The 26,069-nt window shown below is 62.3% G+C and carries 25 protein-coding genes and 1 other RNA gene; 13 read left to right on the top strand and 13 right to left on the bottom strand.

Going from position 1 to position 26,069, the window contains the following annotated elements:
• Nucleotides 1–59: 59 nt before the first annotated feature.
• Entirely contained in the window at nt 60–1,013 is a 954-nt protein-coding gene (locus AC2ISB_RS09475; RefSeq protein WP_486574813.1) for an MBL fold metallo-hydrolase, read from the bottom strand.
• A gap of 237 nt (nt 1,014–1,250) precedes the next feature.
• Here AC2ISB_RS09475 and gltX point away from each other — a divergent pair, with 237 nt between their 5' ends.
• The 4 genes from gltX to AC2ISB_RS09455 all read left to right on the top strand — a co-directional run bounded on the left by gltX (nt 1,251) and on the right by AC2ISB_RS09455 (nt 4,827).
• The gene (gene gltX / locus AC2ISB_RS09470) at nt 1,251–2,576 is read left to right on the top strand and encodes a glutamate--tRNA ligase (RefSeq protein WP_406721180.1); all 1,326 of its coding nucleotides are present in this window, start codon (nt 1,251–1,253) and stop codon (nt 2,574–2,576) included.
• A 577-nt stretch (nt 2,577–3,153) separates the two neighbouring features.
• The gene (locus tag AC2ISB_RS09465; protein WP_339107965.1) at nt 3,154–3,654 is read left to right on the top strand and encodes a type III secretion system chaperone family protein; all 501 of its coding nucleotides are present in this window, start codon (nt 3,154–3,156) and stop codon (nt 3,652–3,654) included.
• A 28-nt stretch (nt 3,655–3,682) separates the two neighbouring features.
• Nucleotides 3,683–4,495, top strand: a complete 813-nt coding sequence (proC, locus tag AC2ISB_RS09460) for a pyrroline-5-carboxylate reductase (protein WP_406736160.1) — start codon at nt 3,683–3,685, stop codon at nt 4,493–4,495.
• Nucleotides 4,492–4,827 (top strand): tRNA-binding protein, encoded by a 336-nt coding sequence (locus AC2ISB_RS09455; protein WP_339107963.1) that lies wholly within the window; start codon nt 4,492–4,494, stop codon nt 4,825–4,827. Before proC ends, AC2ISB_RS09455 begins: the two co-directional genes overlap by 4 nt.
• Nucleotides 4,828–4,944: 117 nt before the next feature.
• Here the strand turns inward: AC2ISB_RS09455 and AC2ISB_RS09450 are convergent, their stop codons facing one another.
• From AC2ISB_RS09450 to AC2ISB_RS09415, 8 genes are all read right to left on the bottom strand, one after another.
• Nucleotides 4,945–5,523, bottom strand: coding sequence for a thymidine kinase (locus AC2ISB_RS09450; RefSeq protein ID WP_339109535.1), 579 nt, complete (start codon nt 5,521–5,523; stop codon nt 4,945–4,947).
• Between the two features lie 140 nt (nt 5,524–5,663).
• Nucleotides 5,664–6,113 (bottom strand): D-aminoacyl-tRNA deacylase, encoded by a 450-nt coding sequence (gene dtd / locus AC2ISB_RS09445; protein WP_486576786.1) that lies wholly within the window; start codon nt 6,111–6,113, stop codon nt 5,664–5,666.
• A gap of 98 nt (nt 6,114–6,211) precedes the next feature.
• A complete protein-coding gene (locus AC2ISB_RS09440) occupies nt 6,212–7,348 on the bottom strand; it encodes a TFIIB-type zinc ribbon-containing protein (RefSeq protein ID WP_486574811.1) in 1,137 nt (378 codons plus the stop codon).
• Between the two features lie 34 nt (nt 7,349–7,382).
• On the bottom strand, nt 7,383–8,651 hold the full coding sequence (locus AC2ISB_RS09435; protein WP_486574809.1) for an SPFH domain-containing protein: 1,269 nt from the start codon (nt 8,649–8,651) through the stop codon (nt 7,383–7,385).
• 57 nt (nt 8,652–8,708) lie between these two features.
• The gene (locus tag AC2ISB_RS09430; protein WP_406721176.1) at nt 8,709–9,758 is read right to left on the bottom strand and encodes a DUF2927 domain-containing protein; all 1,050 of its coding nucleotides are present in this window, start codon (nt 9,756–9,758) and stop codon (nt 8,709–8,711) included.
• Between the two features lie 2 nt (nt 9,759–9,760).
• Nucleotides 9,761–10,936, bottom strand: coding sequence for a toxic anion resistance protein (locus AC2ISB_RS09425; RefSeq protein ID WP_339107959.1), 1,176 nt, complete (start codon nt 10,934–10,936; stop codon nt 9,761–9,763).
• Nucleotides 10,937–10,968: 32 nt separating this feature from the next.
• Nucleotides 10,969–11,880, bottom strand: coding sequence for a 5-bromo-4-chloroindolyl phosphate hydrolysis family protein (locus AC2ISB_RS09420; RefSeq protein ID WP_339107958.1), 912 nt, complete (start codon nt 11,878–11,880; stop codon nt 10,969–10,971).
• A 298-nt stretch (nt 11,881–12,178) separates the two neighbouring features.
• The gene (locus AC2ISB_RS09415; protein ID WP_486574806.1) at nt 12,179–13,894 is read right to left on the bottom strand and encodes a pseudouridine synthase; all 1,716 of its coding nucleotides are present in this window, start codon (nt 13,892–13,894) and stop codon (nt 12,179–12,181) included.
• A 102-nt stretch (nt 13,895–13,996) separates the two neighbouring features.
• Between AC2ISB_RS09415 and AC2ISB_RS09410 the strand changes: the two genes are divergently transcribed.
• The 9 genes from AC2ISB_RS09410 to AC2ISB_RS09370 all read left to right on the top strand — a co-directional run bounded on the left by AC2ISB_RS09410 (nt 13,997) and on the right by AC2ISB_RS09370 (nt 21,033).
• A complete protein-coding gene (locus AC2ISB_RS09410) occupies nt 13,997–14,443 on the top strand; it encodes a nucleoside deaminase (RefSeq protein WP_339107956.1) in 447 nt (148 codons plus the stop codon).
• A gap of 125 nt (nt 14,444–14,568) precedes the next feature.
• An RNA gene (gene rnpB, locus AC2ISB_RS09405) (RNase P RNA component class A) lies at nt 14,569–14,978 on the top strand.
• 191 nt (nt 14,979–15,169) lie between these two features.
• Nucleotides 15,170–15,337, top strand: a complete 168-nt coding sequence (gene rpmG, locus AC2ISB_RS09400; RefSeq protein ID WP_339107955.1) for a 50S ribosomal protein L33 — start codon at nt 15,170–15,172, stop codon at nt 15,335–15,337.
• Nucleotides 15,338–15,438: 101 nt separating this feature from the next.
• Entirely contained in the window at nt 15,439–15,843 is a 405-nt protein-coding gene (locus tag AC2ISB_RS09395) for a DUF2268 domain-containing putative Zn-dependent protease (protein ID WP_486574804.1), read from the top strand.
• Nucleotides 15,844–15,852: 9 nt separating this feature from the next.
• Nucleotides 15,853–16,077 (top strand): hypothetical protein, encoded by a 225-nt coding sequence (locus tag AC2ISB_RS09390; RefSeq protein WP_486574803.1) that lies wholly within the window; start codon nt 15,853–15,855, stop codon nt 16,075–16,077.
• A gap of 76 nt (nt 16,078–16,153) precedes the next feature.
• Nucleotides 16,154–17,437: an imelysin family protein gene (locus AC2ISB_RS09385; protein ID WP_486574801.1), complete on the top strand. Its 1,284-nt coding sequence runs from the start codon at nt 16,154–16,156 to the stop codon at nt 17,435–17,437.
• A 110-nt stretch (nt 17,438–17,547) separates the two neighbouring features.
• Nucleotides 17,548–18,966, top strand: a complete 1,419-nt coding sequence (locus AC2ISB_RS09380) for a di-heme oxidoreductase family protein (protein WP_486574799.1) — start codon at nt 17,548–17,550, stop codon at nt 18,964–18,966.
• On the top strand, nt 18,966–19,955 hold the full coding sequence (locus AC2ISB_RS09375) for an imelysin family protein (RefSeq protein ID WP_486574797.1): 990 nt from the start codon (nt 18,966–18,968) through the stop codon (nt 19,953–19,955). The genes AC2ISB_RS09380 and AC2ISB_RS09375 overlap by 1 nt, the downstream gene beginning before the upstream one ends.
• Nucleotide 19,956: 1 nt before the next feature.
• Nucleotides 19,957–21,033: a DUF1513 domain-containing protein gene (locus AC2ISB_RS09370; protein WP_486574795.1), complete on the top strand. Its 1,077-nt coding sequence runs from the start codon at nt 19,957–19,959 to the stop codon at nt 21,031–21,033.
• Here AC2ISB_RS09370 and AC2ISB_RS09365 read toward each other — a convergent pair whose 3' ends face one another.
• The 4 genes from AC2ISB_RS09365 to choX form a co-directional block, all read right to left on the bottom strand.
• The gene (locus tag AC2ISB_RS09365) at nt 21,034–22,059 is read right to left on the bottom strand and encodes a hypothetical protein (protein ID WP_486574793.1); all 1,026 of its coding nucleotides are present in this window, start codon (nt 22,057–22,059) and stop codon (nt 21,034–21,036) included.
• A 304-nt stretch (nt 22,060–22,363) separates the two neighbouring features.
• The gene (locus AC2ISB_RS09360; protein ID WP_339107949.1) at nt 22,364–23,434 is read right to left on the bottom strand and encodes an FAD-binding oxidoreductase; all 1,071 of its coding nucleotides are present in this window, start codon (nt 23,432–23,434) and stop codon (nt 22,364–22,366) included.
• A gap of 4 nt (nt 23,435–23,438) precedes the next feature.
• A complete protein-coding gene (locus AC2ISB_RS09355) occupies nt 23,439–24,674 on the bottom strand; it encodes an aromatic ring-hydroxylating oxygenase subunit alpha (protein ID WP_406721168.1) in 1,236 nt (411 codons plus the stop codon).
• A 296-nt stretch (nt 24,675–24,970) separates the two neighbouring features.
• On the bottom strand, nt 24,971–25,891 hold the full coding sequence (gene choX, locus AC2ISB_RS09350) for a choline ABC transporter substrate-binding protein (protein WP_339107947.1): 921 nt from the start codon (nt 25,889–25,891) through the stop codon (nt 24,971–24,973).
• Between the last annotated feature and the right edge of the window lie 178 nt (nt 25,892–26,069).

Raw genomic sequence — 26,069 nt, 5'->3', positions numbered from 1 at the left:
CCCTTACCTTTCGAGAGGGGGATGTCCGGCCCATAAGGCTGCCCCCAAGGCCATCGGGTTCAGACGTCCTTCGGCAGGTTGAACTGGTAACTCGCAGGTACGAATTCGTAGCCTTCGTCCTTGGGGTGTAAAAAGCCCAAGCCGGGGAAGGGCATGTGATAGCCGATAAACGGGACACGGGCTTCGGCCACGCGTTTGAGCAGCCGGTCACGGGTTTCTTTGGCCTTTTCCTTGTCCATATCAAACCGCACCTCCCAGTCGGGGCGTTGCAGGGACCAGACATAGTGATTGGCCGTGTCCGCCGTCAGGACAAGCTGCTGCCCGCCGCTGGTGATCCAATAGGCCAGCATTCCGGGCGTATGCCCGTAGGCGTCGACGGCCTTGAAACCGGGCAGGAATTCATCGTCAGGATTGATGAACTGGAAGCGATCCTGTAGCGGGCGCAGCTTTGCATCAAATCCGGCATTTTTGGTCTGCGACCAGTAATCCCATTCGACCTGACCGGTGATATGGGTGGCATCGGGGAAGGTCGGTCCGTCTTCTCCCATCAAACCGCCGATATGGTCGCCATGCATATGCGTGATCACCACATGGGTGATGCTTTGCGGTGCAACTCCGGCGGCCTTCATGGCGCCGGTCAGGCCCTCGGCGTCCAGCCCCGTGTCAAACAGGATCTTTGCATCACCTGTTTCCACCACGACCGGCGTAAAGCTGTTCAGCGCGCGGTCCGTGGGCAGGAAATTGGCTTCGGACAGGGCGGTGAATTCCCCATCCGAGGCATTCAGGCCGAAGGTGCCATGCGGCTCCGGCAGCAGCTTGGTGCCTGCCAGAAGCGTGGTGACGGTCAGATCGCCGATCACGAAGCGGCGATAGGCCGGAATGGCCGCAGGTTGGCTGGGCATGATGGCCTCGTCTGTCTGGGCAAAGGCTGTTGTGGAGGTGAGTGTTGCACCAACAACCGGCGCTACCGCGACCGTCAGCAAGGCGTTGCGGCGTGTCAAATGGGTGCTCATGGGTCTTTTCCTTCAAAACCAGTTGCATGACCAACTTAGAGGCGCGGCGCTGAATTGCGACTCACGCCTGCGTGACGCATTCAAAAAGGCGAAGCCTTTCCGGAGCGCTTAACCCTGGGTGGTCTGGATGTCTGTTAAGGCGTGGGGCGCAGGGCGGGTTTGAGCTATGGTTTGTCTTGAGGATATGGACAAATTCGCACTTTTATGGAAGACGGAAGCCGCATCAGGAGACTTTGAATGACCGTTACACGTTTCGCCCCGTCGCCCACCGGCTATATCCATGTCGGCAACCTGCGCACCGCGCTGATGAACTATCTCATCACCCGCAAGCAGGGGGGCACGTTCATTCTGCGCCTTGATGACACCGATCAGGAACGGTCCAAGCAGGAATATATCGATGGTCTGAAAGAAGATCTCGAATGGCTGGGCTTTACCTGGGACCGCGAGGAATACCAGTCCAAGCGCTTCGACCGCTATTATGCCGTGGCCGAAGAGCTGAAGGCTGCAGGGCGTCTGTACGAATGTTTCGAAAGCCCGACCGAGCTGGACCTCAAGCGTAAGAAGCAGCTCAATATGGGTAAGCCGCCGGTTTATGACCGCGCGTCGATGAATCTGACCGAAGCCGAGAAACAGGCCTATCGTGACGAGGGCCGCCAAGGCTATTGGCGCTTCCGGTTGGATCTGGAACGCATCGAATGGCATGACGGCATCTTGGGCGATCTGTCGATTGACGCGGCGTCGGTCTCGGACCCGGTGCTGATCAAGGCCTCGGGGCAGATCCTTTATACGTTCGCATCCTCGGTCGATGACACCGATATGCAGGTCACCGATATCGTGCGCGGGGGCGACCACGTCACCAATACGGCGACGCAGATCCAGATCATCCGTGCCATCGGTGGCACGCCGCCGAATTTCGCGCACCACTCGCTGCTGACCGGTCCGCATGGCGAAGAGCTGTCCAAGCGTCTGGGCGCGCTGTCGATCCGCGATCTGCGGGCATCCGGTGTGGCCCCCGAGGCGCTTCTGTCCATGATGGCGCGTCTGGGCTCCAGCCAGCCGGTCGAGTTGAAAATGTCGATGGAAGAGTTGATTGACGGCTTCGATCTGAGCCATTTCGGGTCGGCACCGACGAAATTCGACAGCGCCGATCTGATCCCGCTGACCCGCGCCCGCAATCAGCAACTGCCCTTTGCGGATGTGAAGGACCAGATCCTTGCGCTGGGCATTCCTGCCGAGCAGGCCGAGCAGTTCTGGAAGGTCGCCTCGCAGAATATCGACAAGCTGTCCGATCTGGCGGGTTGGGCGGATCTGTGTCTCAACGGTGCCGAGCCGATGATTGCCGAGGAGGATCGCGCGTTCGTGGCCGAGGCACTGGCTGAACTGCCCGAAGGCCCCTTCACCGAGACCACTTGGAAAGAGTGGACCGGCGCGATGAAGGAGAAATCGGGCCGGAAGGGCAAGGGCCTCTTCATGCCGCTGCGCAAGGCGATCACCGGCATGGATCATGGTCCCGATATGGGCGAGCTGATGCCGCTGCTGCACAAGGTGCGCGCCCGCGCGTGAGCGTAACGACCGCATGGATGTTTCTGAAAGCCCCCGAACAGGTTTCGGGGGCTTTTGCATGTGCTACGGCCTTGTGCATCGGGCGGGTCCCGTTCGGCCAAAGCCGAAAGGGGCGATGTTTCAAACGGGGCACGAAAAAGTGACAGGCGCTCTGATCCTGTGTCGTGCTGGTGATGTGCCGCGTGGAACCCTGGCGTGTTCCGTCAGGCGGAGAGGTGGCGGATTCGTCACAGGCGAATCGGCAAGCTTTTGAAGTTTCATAAAAAAACGATTCGGTGGTTGCGAATCCCCCGCGAGTCAGGCGATCCCTAGTCCCGTGAAACATTCCGGAGAAGGCCGCGTGGAGTTATCCACAGGTTCCCACCGGGATTCGTCCAGATATGCGGGGGGTAAGGGTTTTTATCCCCAGATATCGTAGGCGGAGCGGAAGTTATCCACTACTATCTCGTTTACACCCTGTTTCACACAAGTCACGATATCTGGTATGAATAGGAAACGGCCCCGCCGCTTCTAGTATGCACGACAACCCGTTGCGGTTCATCGCAGGGGAATGAACAAGAGCAGAAGGACCAGACATATGGCACTCAGCGACGATTATATCGGCGACGACGCCCACCCGATCGATGTGGTCGAGGATCTGGCCGAGGCCCATGCCTGGGAATTCAATCGTGTGACGGATGACCAGATCGCAATGGTCGTCGAGGGCCAATGGCGCAGCTATTCGCTGACGCTGGCATGGTCCGATCAGGACGAGATGCTGCGCCTGATCATGACCTTCGAGATGGACCCTCCTGCCGAGCGTCTGCCGGTGCTTTACGACATGCTCAACCGTGCCAATGATCAGGTCTGGTCGGGGGGCTTTGTCTATTGGCCCGAACAGCGTCTGATGGCATGGCGCTATGGTCTGGTGCTGACCGGCGGGCAATGCGCCTCGATCCAGCAACTCGACGAGATGATCGGCACCGCGCTGATGTCGGCCGAGCGTTTCTATCCGGCCTTCCAGTTGGGGTGCTGGGGCAATCGCACGGCGGCAGATGCCATTCAGGTGGCCATTGCAGAGGCCTACGGACGCGCCTAATCTTTGCCCCGATAAAGAAGGGGGCAAAATGGATTTTTCCGATATTTCCGAACGTGGTCTGGTGCTTCTGGGCTGTGGCAAGATGGGGTCGGCCATGCTGGCGGGCTGGCTGAAAGGCGGGCTTGATCCGCAATCGGTCACCGTAATCGCGCCGCGCCCTTCGGACTGGGTCAAAAGCACCGGTGTGCGGATCAATGCGCCGCTGCCGGCCGCGCCCGCCGTGGTGCTGCTGGCGGTGAAGCCGCAGAAGATGGGTGAGGCCTTGCCGCAACTGGCGGCGCTGGGAAATGGCCATACGCTGTTTCTCTCGGTCGCGGCGGGGCTGACCTTGGCAAAATATGAGGCGATTCTGGGGGCGAAGACCCCGATCGTGCGGGCGATGCCCAATACGCCTTCCGCCATCGGGCGGGGGATCACCGCGATTTGCGGGAATGCGATGACGCAGGACGCCGATCTCCGGATTGCCGAAGGGTTGCTCGGGGCAATCGGGCAGGTCGTCCGGCTGGAGAGTGAGGGGCAGATGGATGCGGTGACGGCTGTGTCCGGATCCGGTCCGGCCTATGTCTTCCATCTGATCGAAACGCTGGCGGCGGCGGGGGTATCGCAAGGGCTTCCGGCGGAGCTGGCCATGACGCTTGCCAAGGCAACTGTTGGCGGGGCAGGGCAACTGGCAGAAGACTCGCCCGAGGATCCGGCCCAGTTGCGGGTCAATGTGACCTCGCCGGGTGGTACGACGGCGGCGGCTCTGGCTGTGTTGATGGACGAGGCGCAGGGGTTTCCGGCATTGCTGGAGCGGGCGGTCAAAGCCGCTGCCGACCGTGGGCGGGAACTCGGCGCATGAGCGCGACCTTCGACGATTTTCTGAAGCTTGATATCCGTGTGGGGCAGATTACCCGCGCGGAGCCTTTCCCCGAGGCCCGCAAGCCCGCGATCAAGCTCTGGATCGATTTCGGGGCAGAGCTCGGGGAAAAACGGTCTTCGGCGCAGATCACCAAATATTACGAGCCACAGGATCTGGTCGGGAAGCAGGTACTGGCGGTTGTCAATTTTCCGCCGCGCCAGATTGGTCCGGTGAAGTCGGAGGTGCTGGTGCTCGGGGTGCCGGATAAGGAGGGCGGCGTGGTGCTGATCGGGCCGGATCTTGCTGTGCCTCTCGGGGGGCGTCTCCACTGATCTTTCGCTTCGAGTGCATGGCCTGCCAAAGGGTTGCGCGCCGCGAAGCGGCGCGCCCCGGGGCGCGCGAGACGCGGCTTCGCCGCGCTCGCGCGCAACCTGCCGGAGGCGTTTGTTTTATTGGCCCATCTTTTCGCGCCAGTGGCGTCGGCAGAGGGAGACATAGGTTTCGTTGCCCCCGACCTGTACCTGCTCGCCGCCCTTCAGCGCTTGTCCATCCGGTCCCATCCGCACCACCATCGTCGCCTTGCGCCCGCAATGACAGATTGTCCGGACCTCGCGCATGTCGTCGGCCAGAGCCAGCAATGCAGCCGAGCCCGGGAAAAGCTCCCCCATGAAATCAACGCGCAGTCCGTAGCACATGACCGGAATGTCAAGATCGTCGCAGGCGCGGGCCAGTTGCCAGACCTGATCGCGGGTAAGAAACTGCGCTTCGTCAAGAAAAACGCAGGCACAGGGCCCCTCTTCGAGGCGGTCGCGGATCAGGGTGAACATGTCGGTTTCGGGCGTGAAGCAGGCGGCATCCGCGCCGATGCCGATGCGGCTGCCAATACGGCCCTGACCCGCGCGGGTATCCAGCTTGGCCGTTACCAAGAGCGTCTGCATCCCGCGTTCGACATAATTGTAGGAGGCCTGCAGCAGCATCGTGCTTTTGCCGGCATTCATGGTTGAATAATGGAAATACAGCTTGGCCATAGTTGGGGGATAGCCCTGTGGGGGCTGCGGGGCAAGAGGACGCAGGGCGGTGCCGGACGGCGGATGCGGGGCCGCGCGGGTATCGAACCCCCGCGGCCCCGCCACATCCCTGCAGGGATGTGTGACCCGTGTGGCGTGTTTCAGCCGCGATCCGCCGTGTCGAGCCAGATGGTAACGGGTCCGTCATTTGTCAGGCTGACCGCCATATCGGCGGCAAAGATGCCGTTTTCCACCGGCAGCCCAAACGCGCGCAGTGCCTTGCTGAAATGTTCGTACAGATGTTTGCCGGTGTCGGGGGCGGCTGCCGTCGAAAAGCCCGGGCGGTTGCCTGTGCGTGTATCGGCAGCCAGCGTGAACTGGCTCACCACAAGGCAGGCCCCGCCGATATCGCTGACGGAACGGTTCATTTTGCCCGCCTCGTCCTTGAATATCCGTAGCTTGGCGACACGCGCGGCCAGTTTCTCGGCCTGGATTTCGCCGTCCCCCTCCATCGCGCAGACCAGCACCAGCAGGCCGGCCCCGATTTCGCCGGTGATCCGGCCTTCCACTTCGACTTTGGCTTGGGTGACACGTTGCAGCAGGGCGCGCATGGGTTTGACCTTCATATAGGTGTGTTCTGGGATATACTGCAGGGCGCGCGTCGTCACGCGTGCCCTGCATGCGGCATTCGGCGGCCGGATGCGACAGGCTAGCGCGAGAAATAGAGCACCAGCCCCGCAATCACTGCAACCGCGACGGCCGCAAGCGCGATTTTCCACACCGACCACGGCCGGTCGCCCGAGACGCATCCGGTTTGGCCATTGACGATGAACCGGTAGCTTTTGCCTTGGAACCGGTAGGCGGCGGACCAGATTGGCAACAGGATATGCTTGAAGGTCTCGTCAGAGAATTGCGGGTCCATTGCCGCGATCCTTTGTGTGTCACCGCCGATATCGCGACGGATATCGCTCTGGATCACCTGCAGCATCTTTGCTTGGGCCTGATGATGCGCTTCCGGCACTTCGACGGTATAATTCTCGGCAGAAAACCCCGCCAGAAAGCTCGCATCATAGCCTGCCACATGCGAGAGGTTCCAAGGCATCAGCTTTCCCACATGCGGGGCGGGCAGGGAGCGTGCCGCATAGACCAGCACGTCGTCGAAATCGCGCCCTACCTGACCGGCCACCGGTGTCCAGCGGATACGGCGCTCCTGTTGCTCGCGGCGCACGGTCTGGCCGTTCTCGTTGACGGTAACCAGACGGGTCTCGTAATAATAATCGCCGCGTTGTCCGGAATAACGGGTGCGGGTGCGGGCATCGAAGGTCCAGAACGGTGCGTAGACGCCGGTCATCTTACGCCCTTTTCGCGCAAATTCGGCCAGACCATTGGGGGCAAACCAGCGCCCCTTCAGCCATTTGGTCAGGGCTGCGCGGGCTTCCGTTTCTGTGACGGCAAAGGGCAGGACCCCCTGTGGGCGGAACTGACGGATATCGCCGGCATCCGTCACGATCGGGGTCGCGCAGAACGGACATTCCGTGGCGTGCTGGTCCGGCCCCAGCTCGATCTGGGCCGAGCAGTTGGGGCAGGATAGATGGCGGCTTTCATGGCTTTGGGTTTCGGGCAGACCATTGGCCAGCACCGGTGCCAGCGGGAGCTCACGAAGACCGCTCTCCCCGCGATGGAGAATGGCGGGGATGTCCTGCATGTGGCCACAATGGTCACAGACCATCCGTGTCTCGCCGGGATTGAAGCGCAGATCCGCGCCACAGGCCTCGCAGGGATAGATCTGGGGGGCCTTTGCACGCGGCTTGTCTGCCGTCGGGCGGGCCACTCGGGGCAGTTTCATCGGCTTGGGCCTTTTCTCTTGGCAGGACGTTCGCTCAGTGACCGGGCGGGGGAGGTGGCGGCTCGATCGTGAAAAGCTGCGCCAGTTCGGCGATCTCTTCTGCCGTTTTCCAACCATCCTGTCCGGGGGCCCAGACAAGCGAGCTGCGTGAGAATTGTCCGTCCGTTTTCATCTGGGCCAGCTGCCCGCGCCCGTAAGGCCCGAGTGTCTGTCCGTTGACGGCCATATGCCACACCTTCTCTACGGCGGGAGGTGGGGGCGGAGGCGGCGCGGCGACAGCCGCGCCGCCTCCGCCCTGGGGCGCGCGGGCTTGCCCGGGCGCAACCCCTTGCTGCGACGCTGGCATCTGGCCCCACGGCCCCGTTTGTGTCTGCGCCGGCCCTGCCTGAAGCTGCCCTGCCTGAAGCGTCCCTGCCTGCCCGTATCCCCAAGGTCCGGCCAAAGGCTGGCTGCCCAGTTGCTGGCCCATCGCCATGCCCATTCCCGCGCCAAGGCCCGCCCCCATGGCCGCGCCCATGCCGCTTGCGGCCCCCGAGCCCGGCTGCCCCATCGCCTCGGCCGCGTTAAACTGCATATAACGGTTCAGATCGCCCACGATGCCCATCGAAGTCCGCTTGTCGAGCACCTTCTCCACTTCGGACGGCAGCGAGATATTCTCGACATAGAATTCGGGCAGGCTCAGCCCGTATTCGGCAATGGTCGGGGCGATCGCCTCGGCCACAAGCTGGCCCAGATCCGCCGTATTGGCCGCCATGTCCAGCACCGGAATATTGGACCCCGCAAGTGCGCGCGAAAACTCCTGAACGATGATATTGCGAAGCTGATAGCTCACCTCGTCCGAGGTGAATTCGCCATCCGTCCCCACGATCTCGGTGATAAACTTGCCCGGATCGCTCACTCTGGCGGCATAGGTGCCGAAGGCGCGCAGCCGCACCGGCCCGAATTCGGGATCACGGGTGATGACAGGGTTCTTGGTGCCCCATTTCAGATCGGTGAAACGGGTCGTATTGACGAAATAGATCTCGGACTGGAAGGGGGATTTGAACCCGTGATCCCAATGCTGGAGCGTGGTCAGGATCGGCAGGTTGTTGGTTTCCAGCAGATAGAGACCGGGGGTGAAGACATCGGCCAGCTGGCCTTCATGGATGAAGACGGCGGCCTGTCCCTCGCGCACCGTCAGCTTGGCACCATATTTGATGGCATGGCCCTGACGTTCAAACCGCCAGACCATCGTGTCGCGGGTGTCATCCACCCAGGAGATGACATCGATGAATTCGCCGCTGAGGAAATCGAGAATACCCATTATCCGGTCTCCGGTTCATAAAATCGACGGGGCGGGCGAACGGCCTGCCCCGATAGGTCAGTCATTCGGGGTCAGCTCTGCCGCGATCTCGCGGATGGCGGGCATCGCCTCGTCCTGTGTCATGCCCGGTCGTAACCGCGGGTCATAGAGCATCTTCAGCATCAGCTCGTCCTGATGGGTCAGCCGTGCAAATTCCTCGTCATCATTGAAAATCGAGGGACGGGCGCGGGGATAGTCATTGGCCAGCCCCAGGCCCTGCGCAAGCTCTTCGTCAAAGCAGCTCTCGCGCAGCGCATCGGGATGTTCGCCGCGGATGATGGCCACTGCGCGCGAATAGGCGGATTTGTCGCCCTCGGAAAAGGCGAAGACCACGCAGAAGGTGGTGGTGGGCAGATTGGTGATCGCATTGACCGAACTGTCATCAATGCCCGGCACCATCTTGCGCAATAGCGCGGCAGAGCCCTCGCGTTCGTCCTCGTTCAGCACCAGCACCGAGAAATTGCCCCGATCGGGCACAAGGCTGACCGGATGGCGGGTGATCTGCGCCAGCTTTCCGGCATAGGCGCGCACGGTGGCGGTGTCTTTCTGGCGCTGCGCCTCGGGGATCGAGGCCCCGAAATGCAGATCCATCCGCACCGGTTCTTCCCAGCGGCGCAGCTTCGAAGCGGTCTGCTTTGCAACAAAGGCGCCATTGCGATGCTCGTATTCATCATAAAGCGCGATATTGACAAAATTGTCGATCAGCTGCCTGCGGTGGAACGGGGCATCGCGGGGGGCCACATCGGTGCGCATCAGCCCTTGTGACAACAGATTGTCCTGCACCTGCTGGAAATAAGCGGCCAGCGCGATGCTGTCGGGGGACCGCGGGGCGACCTTCGCGCCGTTCAGGTCCTGCGGGGCGGTTTGCGGGCGGGGCGTCTTGCGCGGGCCCTGCGCGGCAGGGCCGGAAAAGGGCAGGGTCGAACATCCGGCGACGGCCAGCAGGCAAAGCCCCACACCCATCGCCCGCAACATGCGGCTATGGCGCGAAGAGACCACCGCCCCGAGCGGATGGGGCAGGCGGGATAGGGCACCGCGCCGGAAGGTCTCGCTTGCGCCGCCGGTCATTCTTAACGCGCTCCCTGTTGCGCGGCGGGACGCGGGCTGCGGGCCGAGGCCAGCGTGTCACGCAGACGCCCCTCCATCTCCACCAGTTCCCGTTCGGCCTCGGCGCGCTGGCGCTTGCCCTCATCGGCAATCGAGAGGCTGTCCTCGATGGTGGCAATCAGGGTCTCGTTGGCCTGTTTCACGGCCTGAATGTCAAACACGCCGCGTTCCATTTCCTGCCGCACGGTCTGGTTGGCCTGACGCAGGTTCTCGGCATTGGCGGTCAGCAGGTCATTGGTGAGGTCATTGGCGGCCTTCACCGCGCCTGCGGCCTCCGCCGAGCGCTGGATCGTAACGGCCTGTGCCAGTTGGGTTTCCCACAGCGGCACGGTATTGACCAAGGTCGAGTTGATCTTGGAGACCAGTGCCTTGTCGTTTTCCTGTACCAGCCGGATCGAGGGGAGCGACTGCATGGTGACCTGACGGGTCAGCTTCAGGTCATGCACGCGGCGCTCCAGATCATCGCGTGCGGCACGGATATCGCGCAGCTCCTGGGCACGGATCAGCTTGTCGCCCTCGGCGGCCTGCGCCACTTCCGCCTCTTTGGCGGGAATGATCGTGGCATCGGCCTCGGCCAGCTTGGCTTCTCCGGCCGCGATATAAAGCGCCAGTTCGTCATAGAATTTCAGCGTCTTGGTATAAAGCAGATCAAGCGATTTGACATCCTTGAGCAGCTTCGTTTCATGCGAAAGCAGTACATCGCTGATCTTGTCGATCTGGCTTTGCACCTGTTCATAGCGCGCAAGGAACGAGGCAAAGGGCGCCGCGCGCCCCATCAGCCGTTCCCACCAGCTTTGCTTGCGGCGCACATCCAGCTCGCTGACCGAAAACCCGCGCAACGTGGTGACGATCTGGCGCAGGCTATCACCGGCAGGGCCGGTATCCTTGTTTTTCACATCCACCAGCATCGCCTGACTGATCTCCTGCAACTCCGACTGGGCGCGGGTGCCAAAGCGCAGAATGGTGTTGGAATCGGTCAGGTCGACCTCGTTCATCCGTGACCGGATCTCGATGGCGGTGGGGGCCTCGGCCTTGTCGAGCGCCAGACCGACCTCTTGCGGATCGGGGAGGCGCAGGGCCGCAACCTGTTCGATCTCGCTGATATTCTTGGCGGCCGCTTCGCGGGTCGTGTCGCTCATCTTATCGGTCTCCTTGGCAGGACGTAATAGCGTTAGTCATGATGTCGGGAAAAGGTCGGGGCGATGCCGTCGCGTTCCAGCCGTTCGCGCAGCACGTCGATCTCGATCTCCAACCCTTCGCGCCCGCTTTCGATCAGCTGGCGCGATTTGGCCGTGAAATTGCGTTCGAGATCGTCGAGCAGGCTCTCGTAGCGGCTGCGGGCGGCGGGATCGGGGCTTTGGGCGTAGAGATCGGCAAAGCGGATGGTCGCATCACGTGCGCCTTCCAGATAAAGGGTCAGGTAGCGGCGTGCGGCGCGCAGATCGTTGGGGTCTTCCTCGACCGCACGGAACAGATCGCGGGCGCGGGTGGCAAACATTTCCACACGGGCCTCAAGCTGGGGGGCATGGGCGCGGGCAATGGCCGCCCGCATGGCCGCCAGATGCTCCTCGCCAATCGCCACCGCCTCGGCGGCGCGTTCCTGCTGGAACGGGTCTATACCATCCATGCCCTTGTTTTTCAAAGGATCCAGCCCGAAAGCCACGATTCCCAGCGCGGTGCCGATAAGGCCGCTGCCAAGCGCACCCAGCAGGCCCATCTCCTGCGCCCCGAGCGCCAGACCCAGCCCGATGCCCATCGCGCCAAGGATCTTGCGCGGCAGGGCGGGACGGCGGGCCACACGGCGCGCCTCATAGGCGGCCTGCGCCCGTAACCCTTCGCGGATCAGGAACGCGGCGCCTGCACATAGGCCGAATGCCATGATCGCGCGCGCCAGAGCCACAGGCCCCGCCCCGAATGCCCCAAACAAAAAGGGCAGGGCGCAGATGGCCACCCAGAACGGACGGCCCTCATAGGGGTGTTCCGGTCTGGGCAGGCGCTCGGTCGGAATGTCTTCCTGCCCGTTCAGACGGTCGGGATGGTGCGGGGCTTCGGGGCTGTATTTGCCAGAGAAACGGCGGGCCATCGTCAGACGCTGCCTGTCATCGCAATTTTCAGCGTCAGCGCCAGCATCAGCAGGAATGCGATGCGCTGAATGGCTTTGTGCGACATAGGGCCCCCTTTTCTTCGGTTCAGCAGGTTCGGTCAAGCGATCATCAGCGACGCTCATCTTAAGCGAAGAATAGGTATAATGGCACGGCTCTGCCAGAGGGGGGTGGCAGAAAAGCGCGTATCGGGGCTGCAAGAAACCGGCATTGCAGCGCGGCTCCTGCGCTTTGCCCAAAAAGAAACGGCGCCAAATCGGGTTTGGCGCCGTAACAGGATTATTCGCTACGCGGTTTGCGCGGCCCTTTGGGGCCATCGCCGCGCTGGCCGTCGCGTTTGGGGCCGCCCTTGAAGCCACCCCCCGACTTGCCGCCAAATTTGCTTGCGCCCGGCTTGCCACCGAAGTTGCGCTCGCCGCGCTGGCCGTCACGTTTGGGGCCGCCCTTGAAGCCGCCGCGCTCGTTGTCGCCGCCGCCGAAGCTGCGCGGCTTGTTGCCACCATCGCGGTTGCCGTCACGGCGCGGACCACGGTCGTCGCCGTTGTCGAAACGCGGTTTGCGGGGCTTGTCCCCGAAACGGGCCTCGCCTTCTTCGCGACGCGGCTTGCCAAAGCTTTTACCATCACCGCGCGGGCCACGATCCTCAAACTTCTTGTCGCCAAACTTGCGCTCGCCGAACTTCTTATCGCCGAAGGTCCGTCCGCCGCGTTCGCTGCGCTCGCCGAATTTTTTCTCGCCGAAGCTGCGGCCTTCGCCTCCGTCGCGGCGCGGGCGATCCCCGAATTTCTTGTCCCCGAATTTCTTGTCGCCAAACTTGCGATCGCCGAACTTGCGGTCATCGCCGTCGCGGCGCGGGCGGTCGGCGCGGTCTTCGCGCGGTGCGTTCCGCTCTTCCTGCCGCTTGTCGGGAGACCAGCGCTGCTTGCGGGGACGGTCTTCCCCTTCGGCGCGCGGGCCACGGTCCGCGCGTTCGAAACGGTCGCCGCGCTCGGGGCGGTCCCCACGGGCGCTGAAATCTTTCTGGCGGCCAAAGCTGCGTTCGGGTTTGCCGCGCCCGTCGCCGCGCCCGTCTTCGTTGTCCCGCGGTGCACGGTCGAAGCGTTTGCCACCCCGTTCCCCGCGATCCCCCCGCTCCCCGAACCGGCCACGCGGGCGCTCGCCGTCGTCGCGGCGGCCTGCGGGCTTGTTGCGGTCGGCAGGTTGTGCGCCGGGCGTATCTTCCAGCAGGCTGCCCAGCTGGTCATGCAGGACGCGGCGTTTGATTTCCATCACATCGCCGGGCTGCATTTCGTTGAGGCGGAAGGGGCCGTAGCTGACGCGGATCAGGCGGTTCACCGTCAGGCCGATTTCGGCCATGGCGCGGCGGATCTCGCGGTTCTTGCCTTCGCGCAGGCCGACGGTCAGCCATGCATTCGCGCCTTGCTGGCGGTCAAGCGTGATGTCCATCGGCTGGAATTCGGTGCCGTCGATGGTGATCCCCGCGCGCAGCGGGTTGAAGGTGTCGGGCGTGGGGCGGCCATTGACCCGCACGCGGTATTTGCGCAGCCAGCCGGTTTCGGGCAGTTCGAGGCGACGTTTGAGCGCCCCGTCATTGGTCAGCAGCAGCAGGCCTTCGGAGTTGAGATCGAGGCGGCCGACATTCAGCACGCGCGGCATGCCTTCGGGCATCTCGTCAAAGATGGTGCGGCGGCCCTGCTCGTCTTTCTCGGTGGTCACCAGACCCAGCGGCTTGTAATAGAGCCAGACGCGGGTTTCCTGCGGTGCATCGATCGGCGTGCCGTCGATGGTGACCTTGTCTTTGGGGGTGACATCCAGCGCCGGAGATGCGGCCTGTTTGCCATTGACCGCCACACGGCCTGCAAGGATCAGTTTTTCGGCATCACGGCGCGAGGCGACGCCCGAACGTGCGATGACCTTGGCAATACGCTCGCCCCCAGAGCTTGCGGCAGAGGGCGTATTGTTTGGTTTCGGCGTATTGTTGGAATCATTGGTCATGGCAGGCGGCTCCCGAGGCGGTCTTGAAGGCGCCTCTCTATAGTGTCTTCTCTCCTGTGGGAAGAGCCTTGCATATAAGAAGCTTCGCGTCCAAGAGGAGATATGTTCAGAAGTTTCATGGATCAGGCGCTGGAAGAGGCGCGGGCGGCGGCTTTGCGTGGCGAGGTTCCGGTGGGAGCCGTGATCGTTTCGCCTGCGGGCGAGGTGGTGGCGCGCGCCGGAAACCGCACGCGCGAACTCTGTGACCCTACCGCCCATGCCGAGATTCTGGCTTTGCGCGCGGCCTGTCATGCCGTCGGATCGGAGCGGCTGGTGGGGTATGATCTCTATGTCACGCTGGAACCCTGCCCGATGTGTGCGGCGGCGATTGCGGCGGCGCGGGTCGGGCGGCTGTATTATGGTGCGGCGGATGTGAAATCGGGCGGGGTGGCGCAGGGCGCGCGGGTGTTCTCGCATCCGCAATGCCATCATGCGCCCGAGGTTTATGACGGGATTTCGGCGGCGCCCGCAGAGGCGCTGTTGCGTGCTTTCTTTGCCGCGCGGCGATAGGGGGCGGGGTAAGGGGCTTTGCCCCTCTTCGACTGCGTCGAATTCACCCCAGGATATTTCGGGCAGCTGGAACGCAGGCGGTTTTGCTTGACGCTGTTGCGCGATCCGGCATATGGCGGGCTTGCGCAGGGGGTCGGATGACCGCGGCGATTACGTAGCTCTGTATCTGCAGACAGCCGGATCGCCGAGGAAAGTCCGGACTCCATGAAGTGACGGTGCCGGGTAACGCCCGGCGGGGGTAACCCTAGGGAAAGCGCCACAGAGAACAGACCGCCCTGCTTTGGCACGGGTAAGGGTGAAACGGTGGGGTAAGAGCCCACCGCGGGACTGGTAACAGGACCGGCATGGCAAGCCCCACCGGGAGCAACGCCGAATAGGGATCGCGTGCCGCAGGCATCTGTCTGACGGTAGGGGAGCTTCGCCCCGAGTGATCCGGGTTGGCAGCTTGAGCCTGCAGGCAACTGCAGGCCTAGAGGAATGGTCATCGACGGGGGTAACCCCTGAACAGAATCCGGCTTATAGACCGCCTGCGCAAATTCTGCCCTTTTCCGCCGTCTGCCAGAGGGGGCATGTCGTGAGAGAGCGGCTTTGGGGATGTGTTATGTCGAATTTCGGGAAGATCGCGCATTTGGCTGTTGACTCTGGGGTGAGTCTGACTAAAAGGCGGGCTTCAAGGATTTCGATGGTGGTCGCGCGATGCTGGCTGCCTGGCTCAGGAGATGAAACATGGCGAAGCCGACGACGCAAAAGATCCGTCTGACCTCGACGGCGGGCACCGGGCACTTCTATGTGACCAAGAAGAATGCCCGTACCATGACCGAGAAAATGGTCGTGAAGAAATACGACCCGGTTGTGCGTAAGCACGTCGAATATAAAGAAGGCAAGATCAAGTAAGATCTGTCTTTCTGACGAAGCGAAGGCCGCCCTCGGGCGGCTTTTTGCTGTTTGGCGGGGCGGGGTCTTGCGGGGGCGGGCCTTTGGTCCAGTCTGGCAGGATGCCCGACGCCTTTGCGCCCCATTTTCTGGATGCCCGTGATGCGTGTGGCGCGGCGCGGGAGCCGATTCTATCGGCGCTGGTGCAGGCCGAGGCGCCTCTGGCACCATGCCCGGTTTCTTCGGCGGATGTCGTCATGCGTGTGGTTGACTGGCTGCCGGAGCGATTCCGTTGTAGTCGCTTTGCTCCGGCGTCCGGTCTGATCGAGGTCTATCTGCATCCCCAAGTGTTACAGGATCCTGCGGCCTTGCGGGGCGATCTTTTGCGGGTGCTCTTGCATGAATATCACCACGTCCTGCGCGGGGACGGTCCGGGCTATGGCCGCAGTCTGGAGGAAGCTCTGGTGAGCGAAGGGCTGGCGCAGCTTTTCGTGCATCAGGTGCTGGATGTGCTGCCTGCGCCGTGAGAATTTGCAGTGAGTGAGGCGGAGCAGCGCCCCTATATTCCGCGGGAACTGGAGGGGTTTGGCCGTGCCTATGATCCTTCGGAGTGGTTCATGGGGAGGGGGCTGCCGCGTTGGCTGGGCGAGGCTTTGGGACGGCGGATTGTGGCGGCGGGGCTGGGCCATGCCACGCCCTACGAGGTGCGACCTCGGGCGGCAGGCACATTCCGTCCGGAGGTGCTGGCGCTTCCCGAGTAAAATAATCGGATTTACAAAGCTGACAAAATAGGTCACTTATGCGTGAAGTAGAAGTTTCACTGATATGAGGAATCCTATGTCCTGTCGTCTGCACGCGCTGATCACCAGTACTGCTCTTGTTGTGGCCCCTCTTATGGCTCCGGTGACGGCCTATGCGGACGCGCCAAGCGCGGAGGCGGTGATCAAGACCTATGCCGATATCGCACAGGCGGGCTATGAAGACAGTCTGTCGACGGCTCAGGCATTGGAAGCGGCTGTGGACACGCTGGTCAAGGCCCCCACGGAGGCGCATCTGAGCGCCGCGAAAGAGGCGTGGATCGCCGCCCGTAAGCCCTATCAGCAGACCGAGGCCTTCCGTTTCGGCAATGCGCTGGTGGATGACTGGGAGGGTCGTGTGAACGCCTGGCCGCTGGACGAGGGGCTGATTGATTATGTCGATGAGGATTCCGCCGCCAATAACGAGGAAAACGATCTGGCGCTGGCCAATGTGATTGCAAATAAATCGCTGACCATTGGCGGGCAGCCGGTGGATGCCAGCACGATCTCGCCCGAATTTCTGGCCGAGACCCTGCAGGAGGCCGAGGGCGTCGAGGCCAATGTGGCCACCGGCTATCACGCCATCGAATTCCTGCTTTGGGGGCAGGATCTGAACGGCACCGAGGCAGGGGCCGGTGCGCGCCCCTATACCGACTATGTTCAGGGCGAGGGTTGCACGGGGGGGAATTGCGACCGCCGTGCCGATTATCTGCAGGCCGCTTCCGCCTTGCTGGTCGCGGATCTGAAAGAGATGGTCGGTCATTGGGACGAGGACGGGGCGGCGCGCAAGGCCCTGACCGACGATGCCGAGGCGGGGATCACGACGATTCTGACCGGCATGGGGTCGCTGTCTTATGGCGAGTTGGCGGGCGAGCGGACCAAGCTGGGCCTGATGCTGCATGATCCGGAAGAAGAGCATGATTGCTTCTCGGATATGACCCATCTGTCGCATTACTATGATGCTGTCGGGATTCGTAACGTCTATACCGGCCAGTATACCCGCGTGGATGGTTCGGTTGTGGAAGGGGCATCGCTTTCGGGGCTGGTTGCGGCCAAGGATGCGGATGTGGATGCGCAGCTGAGCAAGGATCTTGATGCGTCGGTGGCGGCCGCTGCCGCGATCAAGGCCAAAGCCGAAAGCGGCATGGCCTATGACCAGATGATCGCTCTGGGCAATGACGAGGGGGCGGCATTGGTGACCGGCCTAGTGGATGCGCTGGTTGCCCAGACCCGCACCATCGAACGGGCGGTGACGGTGCTGGGGGCCGAGGTCGAGATCGAAGGGTCGGACAGTCTCGATAATCCCGATGCGGTGTTCCAGTAAAAGGGCAGGGTTGCCGGAAGATAGGCCCATATTTTCCGGCATCACGGTCCTGAATGTCCCGCGGCAGCGATGCCGCGGGCTTTTGTGATGTGAGGGTCATGATCAGGTCTTTGTTGTCTGCTTTTATTGCACCGGCCGTGCTTGTGCCCGTTCTGTGTCTGCCGGTGGCCGCCTGTGCGGGCGGGACGGAGGCGATATCGGTTGTGCAGCCTGCCCGCCAGTTCACGACCGCCGAGCGTTACGAGGCCAATCCGGGCGGGGCGGGCAGCCTTGCGACCCGCCGTTTTGACAGGCCTGCAGCTAGTCTGCCCGCTGCGCAGCGCATGACCTTCACCTTGGGCGAGGCGCTGTTTGAAAAGCTCTGGGTGCCCGCGCCCTCCAGCACGCGCGCCTCGGACGGGCTGGGGCCGCTGTTCAATGCCCGCGCCTGTGCCAACTGCCATCCGGGCAACGGGCGGGGCCGCCCCGAGGACGGGCAGGGGATTTCGGGCATGGTGCTGAAACTCTCGCGGCGTTACCGCGCGGAAGGCGGGGCCTTCGGGGTCGAGGGCTGGCACGGGATGATCCCCGATTATGACTTCGGCTGGCAGTTGCAGGATCGGGCGGTGCCATCGCTGCAGCCCGAAGGGCGGCTGGAGCTGGAGTGGATCGAGGCCCACGGCCTGCGCTATCCCGCGCCGCGCATTGATCTGCCGCCCGAGGTGCTGACCTCGCTGCGGGTGGCACCGCAGATCATCGGCTTGGGGCTGCTGGAGGCGATCCCCGAGGCGGATATTCTAATGCATGCCGACCCCGAGGATGCCGATGGCGACGGGATCTCGGGGCGGGCGCAATATGCCCCTGGCCCCGATGGTGCGGTCCGGTTGGGGCGGTTCGGGCATAAGGCAGGCATGGCGCGGCTGGTGGATATGACGGCGCAGGCGTTCAGTCAGGATATGGGCCTGTCGAGCGTGCTTTTCCCCGAAGGCTCGGGCGATTGCACCCTGACGCAGACGGACTGTCTGGAGCTGCCCGACGGCATCGATGTGGGGCTGCGCGACAATGCCGAAGTCTCCACCGAGGCGCTGCAAGCGGTCACTGATTACGTGACTTGGCTGGGGGTGCCCAAGCGCCGCGATGTGGCGGACCCGCAGGTGCTGCGCGGCAAGCAGGCCTTCTATCAGGCGCAATGCCATGCCTGCCATGTGCCGAAATTCGTCACCGCGACCAGCGAGGATCCGGTGACCTCTCATCAGCTCATCTGGCCCTATAGTGACCTGCTGTTGCATGACATGGGCGAGGGGCTGGCCGATCACCGCCCCGAAGGGGTGGCCTCGGGGCACGAATGGCGCACGGCCCCGCTTTGGGGGATCGGGCTGACACAGGAAAATACCGGCCATGCGCCGCGCTTTCTGCATGATGGCCGTGCGGCCACATTGGACGAGGCAATCCGCTGGCATGGTGGCGAGGCAGGGGCTGCCCGTGATAGATATCTGGCGCTGCCTGCCGCATCCCGCGCCGACCTGATCCGTTTTCTGGAGACCCTGTAATGCGTTCTATCCTGCTTTCCCTGCCGTTTCTTGCCTTGGCGCTGCCTGCTGTGGCCGATGTGCGCGCGACGGTTACCGATGATGTGCTGCCCGCATATGCCGCGCTGTCGGATGCGGCGGTTGCCCTGCAGAAAGGGGCCGAGGCGGATTGCTCGATTGCGGCGATGCAACCGCTCTGGAACACGGCCTTCGATGCATGGATGGGTGTCAGTTTCCTGCGTCTGGGGCCGGTGGAAGAGCAGGGGCGGGCGCTGGCCTTTGCGTTCTGGCCCGATGCCAAAGCCACGGGCCGCCGCCAGCTTTCGGCGCTGATCAAGGCGCAGGATCCGCAATTCACCGATGCCGCCGCTTTGGGCAAGGCCTCGATCGGGGTGCGGGGGTTCTTCGGGTTGGAACATCTGCTTTATGGCCCCTTGGCAAGCGATGAGGCGTATACCTGCAAGCTGCGCGCCGCGATGGCCGCCGATCTGGCGCAGATGGCGATCGACACCGAGGTCGGCTGGCAGAACGGCTTTGCCGACGAACTGCTTACCCCCGGTGCCGAGGGGCACAGCCTGTATCTGACCGAATCCGAGGCGCGGCAGGCGCTTTATACCCAGCTTGTGACGGGGCTCGAATTTGACAAGGATATCCGCTTGGGGCGTCCTTTGGGCAGCTTCGAGCATCCGCGCCCCGAACGGGCCGAGATGCTGGCCTCGGGGCGGTCTTTGCGCAATGTGATCCTGTCGCTGGAGGCGCTCAAAGGCTTTGCCGATAAACTGGCGCAGGGCATGGGCGAGACCCCCAAGACCGATGCGGCCTTCGCAAGGGCGATCGAGCTGGCGCAGGAGCTGGATGATCCGGTTTTTGCCGGTGTGGATGACCCGATGACGCGGCTGAAGGTCGAGATCGTGCAACAGCAGATCGGGCTGACGGTCGATGCCATGCAGGCCGAGCTGGGGCCTTTGCTGGGGGTGAATGTGGGCTTTAACGCAGCGGATGGAGACTAAGATGAAACGGCGTCATTTTCTTGCAAGCCTTGCCGCAGCGGTGAGCGTTCCACGTCTGAGCTGGGCCGATGCGGGCAATCCCGCCTTTCTGGCCGCCGCGAAATCGCCCGATGGCAGCTATGCGATCTGGGGGCTGACGGCAGAAGGCGCACCGCTTTTCACGCAACCGCTGCTCGGTCGTGGTCATGCCGCCACCGCCCATCCCGACCGCCCCGAGGCCGTGGCGTTTGCCCGCCGTCCGGGAACCTTCGCGCTGGTGATCGACTGTGTGACGGGTGGGCTTGTGGCGCGGCTGACCCCGCCCGAGGGGCGTCAGTTCAACGGCCATGGCGCGTTTTCGGGCGATGGCTCGCGGCTTTATACCTCGGAAGTAGTGGCCGAAGGGTCCGAGGGGCGGATCGGTATCTGGGATGTGGCGCGCGGCTATGTGCGGGTGGGGGAGTTCGCCTCGAACGGGATCGGCCCGCATGAAATCCTGCGCCTTCCCGGCCAAGAGGTTCTGGTGGTGGCCAATGGCGGGATCCAGACCGACCCCAGCGACCGTACGCCGCTGAATATCGACACGATGCGCCCGAACCTGAGCTATCTTTCGCCCGAGGGGGAGGTGCTGGAGGTCGTCGAGCTAGCGCCCGAGCTGTGGCAGAATTCGATCCGCCACCTGTCGGTGCGTGGTGACGGGCGGGTGGCGTTCTGCATGCAGTGGCAGGGCGATCTGATGGAGCCGGTGCCTTTGCTGGGCCTGCATGACCGCGGGCAGCAGGTTGTTCTGGCCGAGCCGCTGCCGGGCGAGGAATTTGCCATGAAGGGCTATGCCGGATCGGTGGCTTTCGGGCAGGGCGGGCGCGAGGTGGCGATCACCAGCCCGCGTGGCGGCATGGTGCAGGCCTATTCGGCGGAAGGCGAGGCGCTTTGGTCGGTGCGCCGTGCCGATGTCTGCGGCCTTGGGGTCTGCAAGCAGGGCGGGTTCACCGCAACCGATGGCGCGGGGCTTGTGTCGCAGATCACCGCTCAGGGTATCGTGCCGCTCAAGCGCTCGGATGTGGCATGGGATAACCACCTGATCCCGATCGGGGTCTGATTACAGCTTGCGCTCGAATTTCAGCGAGAGGTGGATCTGGTCGGTCAGATCCCCCTCGACCCCGTCCAGCCCGATGCGGGTGCTCAGATTGCCCAGCCCCTTGCGGTCCAGATCCAGCCCCAGCTCGACGCGCGAGGTAAACCAGTCGGTCGAGGGGTAGGCCTCGTCCAGCAGACCGGTGCCGACACTATGCTGGGCCACAAGCGCGAATTGTCCGGTCAGCCCCATCTTGGCCCAGTTGCTTTCGAGTGGATGCGAGAACTCCACCCCAGCCGAAAGCTGTGACAGGGACAGCCGGTCACCATCCACCAGCGCACCGCTGGCAATCTTGAACTGGTGGGCCACCTCATTGACATGGCTGGCGAAAATATTCGGCGTCAATTCTGTTGTGCCCATTTCAAAGCGGCCTTCCATGCGGGCCTGAAACAGCGTGCGTTCGGCGCGGGCACGGCGCTGGATCGAACCGTCGGGTGCGAATTGGTTGTTGGTGGCCCCGTGCAGCAGCCGCATCGACCAGTCCAGCTCGGTCTGTGGCACCTTGCCCGCCAGATAGGGGCCGACCAGAAAGCCATAGCCTTCGCCCGAGGCCCCATCATCGATACGGCGCTCTGCCGCATCCAGCTGGGCCATCGCGCCGACATAGATCTGCTCGTTCAGCTTGGTATGCCCGCCAAAGGCGACAAAGCTGTATTGCAACGCGGTCTCATCACTGCGGGTCCAGTTGGACTCGACCACCGCCCAGCTGCGCTGCCCCTTGGCGGTATTGAATTTCAGATCGCCGAGATCATCGGTCAGATGGGCATCGAAGATCCGGTCCTTGCTGTTTTTAAACATGAAATCCAGCACATTGGGCTGGCGCGCCAGAAGCCTGTCCTGACGCATCTTCTGCAATCCCGCAAGCGCGACAGAGGTTTCGCGCGCCGTCGGCCAATCGGCCTCGCTGGCTGTCGCCCTGAAAGGAGCAGCCATGATCCCGAATATGATCGCGGGCAAAAGAATGCCGCGCGCAAGCGTCCGTCCGTTCATGGAACGCCTCACTGGTTGCTTCGTGCCTGATAACGGATTGCGCAGGGCATGATGCCGAAATCTCTGCCACGCGCATGGCAGATCTGCGGGTCCGTTTTGTTATCGTCTTTTGGTATAAGCAGAAGGTAACAAAAACTCGGGGCAGGTGGCAAGTTTTCGCCGGACCGGAGGGGAAATTGTGATCGCGGCTGATGATCTTTTGGGCGCGGCGTCGCATTTTCTGCGATGATTCACGTGAAATGGCCGCACGGCACCGCCGCACGGCCTGACAGGTTGATCTGCCGTTGCTCAGGCCCTCAGGCCTTCAGGCGTCAACAATGACATGCCCGCGCGGATTGGAGCAGCAGGCGAGAATGTAGCCTTCGGCAATATCGTCTTCGGTGATGCCGCCATTATGGACCATATGCACCTCGCCCGAGACCTTCTTGATCTTGCAGGTGCCGCAGACGCCGAAGGTGCAGCCCGAAGGAATATTCAGCCCCGCCTGACGGGCAACCGCCAGAACCGTATCGGTCTCGGCGCATTTCTGTGTCACGCCGGAGCCGGAGAACTCGATTTCGGCGGTGGCCCCTTCCTCGGGCAGCTCGTCTTCGGGGATGTCGCGCACTTCCTCGATCGGGGCGCTGAAGCTTTCCTGATGGTAGTGGTCCATATCGAAGCCAAGGCCCGCCAAGGCTTCGCGCACGGCGGTCATAAAGGGTTCGGGGCCGCAGCAGAAGACCTCGCGTTCGAGATAGTCGGGCGCCATAAGGCCCAGCATCAACTGGTTGAAAAAGCCCTGATATCCGGTCCAGGGTTCGTATTTATCCGCCCCTTCGACAACCCATTTCAGGTCGATCCCGTGTACCCGCGAGGCCATATGTTCCAACCGTTCGCGGAAGATGATCTCTGACGGGCGGCGGGCGCAATTCACAAAGACAATGTCGCAATCGCGGCCCAGATCATACATATGCGTGGTCATCGACATCATCGGCGTGATGCCCGACCCTGCCGAGATAAAGAGATATTTTTCGGCAGGGTAATTGGCGTTGGTAAAGCTGCCGGTGGGGCCGATCGCCTTGATCCTCATCCCCGGTTTGAGGTTGTCGAACATCCAGCGGGTCCCGATGGACTCGGGCTGGGCCTTGACCGTCACGGTGATCGACATCGGCCGCGAGGGCGAGGACGAGATCGTATAGGTGCGGTACAAAGGCCCACCCGGCACCGGAATTTCCAAGGTCAGGAACTGGCCGGGCTGGTAGTCGAAGATCGCCCGTGAAGGTGCCTGAAAACAGAAGGTCATTACATTGGGCACCTCGGGCAGCACCGAGACGCATTCCAGCTCTTCTGAATCGTTCCAGATCTTGATCGCGGTTTCGCCGGGGATGAGGGTCATTAACTTACTCCGCTGCGAGCTTCACGGGGCCCACCCGCGAAGTCATGGTGTCACAATACCAATTCACGAACTGGATCACGCCATCCTCATGGGTTGGCGAATAGGGGCCGGGCTCATAGGCGGGCGAGTTGATGCCCTGCTGGTTGTCTTCGACCACGCGGCGATCCTCGTCATTGGTATGTTCCCAGACGGTGGTGAGGTTCTTGAGGTCATAATCCTGCCCCTCGACCGCATCCTTGTTCACCAGCCATGTGGTGGTGACCTCGGTCTCGGTCGGGCTGATCGGCGTCACGCGGAAGGTGATCGAATGGTCCGACAGGAAGTGGTTCCACGTGGTGGGGTAGTTGAACAGCAGCAAAGTGCCCGCATCCAGCACCGGCACGCGGCCCAGACGTTTTTTCACGGCGATCTTGCCATTCATCGTATAGCTTTCGGCACCATCCAAGAGCGGCATACGCGCCACGCGATATTCGCCGTTATCGGCCATCTTGAAGCGCGAGGGCGCACCCATGGCTTCCAGACGGTTGAAGTGGTTTTCAACCTTCTCTGGGAAGGTGCCATCGGCGCTGACACCGGTGATCGAGGGATCTTCGGGGTAGGTGCGGCACAGGTCGGGGTGGTTGCCCGCGCAGTGATAGCATTCGCGGTTGTTTTCCCACACCAGCTTCCAGTTGCCATTCTCGATGATGGTGGACTGGAAGGCGACCTTGGCATTGGACAGGTCATGCACCTCCAGATAGGGAGTGACGGTCTCGGCAAACGTGTCGAAATCGGGCGCATTCTCGGCCAGACAGATATAGATCAGCCCCGAGACCTCACGGCAGTTGACGGGCTTCAGCCCGTGTTTCGAGGCATCGAACTCCGGCCCCATATCGCGCGCCCATAGCAGGCGGCCATCCAGCTCGTAGGTCCATTGGTGATAGGGGCAGACCAGCTTGGCAGCGGTGCCCTTCTTGTGCTGGCAGATCACCGAGCCACGGTGGCGGCAGGTGTTATGGAAGGCGCGGATGACATCATCCTGACCACGCACGATCACCACCGTATAGGCGCCGACCTTATGGGTGACATAGGCGCCTTTCTTCGGCAGCTCGGCGCGCGAGGCGGTAAAGAGCCATTCCTTGTACCAGATCTGGTCGAGATCGGTCTGGAAGATCTCGGGAGAGGTGTAGAAGGCCTGTTCGAGCGCATGGCCGGGTTTGCGGCGGGCGAGAAGCTCGGGAAGGGAAGCGGAGGGTTGCATGGCCTTGTCTCCATGGCACGCTAGTGCTGCGCGGCTGTGGGTTTCAATGGACCCAGAGTAGTCACGATTAAGATTTGGCGAAGGCGCATTTGCGACCCCTGCGACGGGGATTTGCGACATAAGGGAAAAACTTGTCGCAAAAATTGCAGGATCGACCCTGTCGGGCAGGGGGCTGGCATGTGCCGCCGACTCAGGGGGGGCGTCGTCTCAAGCGGTTGAAGTTCTTGGAAGAACAGCGGGCCGCAAAAAGCCGCGCAAAGCGGGGCTTGCGCGGCTTTGTCGTTTTGAGAGCGGGGTCATAGACCCAGCGCGTCTTTCACAACCGGCAGGCCCTCTTTGCCGTCAATGGTTGTCACGCCGTCCAGCCACGGGGTGACGACATCGGGATGCGCTTTCAGCCATGCCGGAACCGCCTCGTCGGGGTCTTTGCCGTCATTGAGGATCGCCCCCATGATCTCGTTTTCCATCGGCAGGGTGAAGGTCATGTTTTTCAGCAGCTTGCCGACATTCGGGCATTCGGTCGCATAGCCTTTACGGGTCACGGTCTGCACCGTGCCTTCGCCGCCAAAGAAATCCTCGCCGCCGGTCAGGTATTTGATGTCATAGGTCGAATTCATCGGATGCGGGGCCCAGCCAAGGAACACCACCGCCTTCTTTTTCGGATAAAGACGCCCCACCTGCGCCAGCATGCCCTGTTCCGAGCTTTCGACAATCTGGAACCCCTCCAGAACCTTGCCTTTCTCGGTCAGGTCCATCAGGTAGCCATTGCCTTCATTGCCCGGCTCGATGCCGTAGATCTTGTGATCCAGCTCGTCGGCGAATTTCGGGATATCGGCATAGCTATGCAGCCCCTTGTCGTAAAGATAGGTCGGAACGGCCAGCGTGTAGTTGGTGCCGGTCAGGTTGGTGGTGACCACATCGATCGTGCCTTTGTCGAGATAGGGGCCGATGGCGGCCTGCTGCGCGGGCATCCAGTTGCCAAGGAAGACGTCGATATCATTCGAGGCCAGCGACGAGAAAGTGACCGGCACGCCGAGCACATCGACATTGACCTTATAGCCAAGAGCGGTCAGCACTTCTTTCGCGGTTTCGGTGGTGGCGGTGATATCCGTCCACCCGACATCGGAAAACCGTACGGTGCCACAATCTGCAAAAGCGGCAGCGGCATTGAGGGCGATGACAGAGGCGGTCACACCGCCCAGAAATTTGGCTTTCATTGTTACTCCCGGTTGCTTTGTGTTTTTTTGATTGACGAGTCAATTAGTGCATTCCTACCCTAACATGGCAATCCGTTTTTGTCATGCACATGGGTGGAACTGCGCAATCCGGTCAAAGAAAGCCGGTTCAAGCCTGCTTTCTGGGCAGGTCTGATGAGATTTTCAAATCAACGAGGAG

Source organism: Thioclava sp. NS-SX20 (assembly GCF_057380695.1).
The sequence above is the reverse complement of the archived record's forward strand: the minus strand, read 5'-3'. Positions and strand labels throughout refer to the sequence as shown.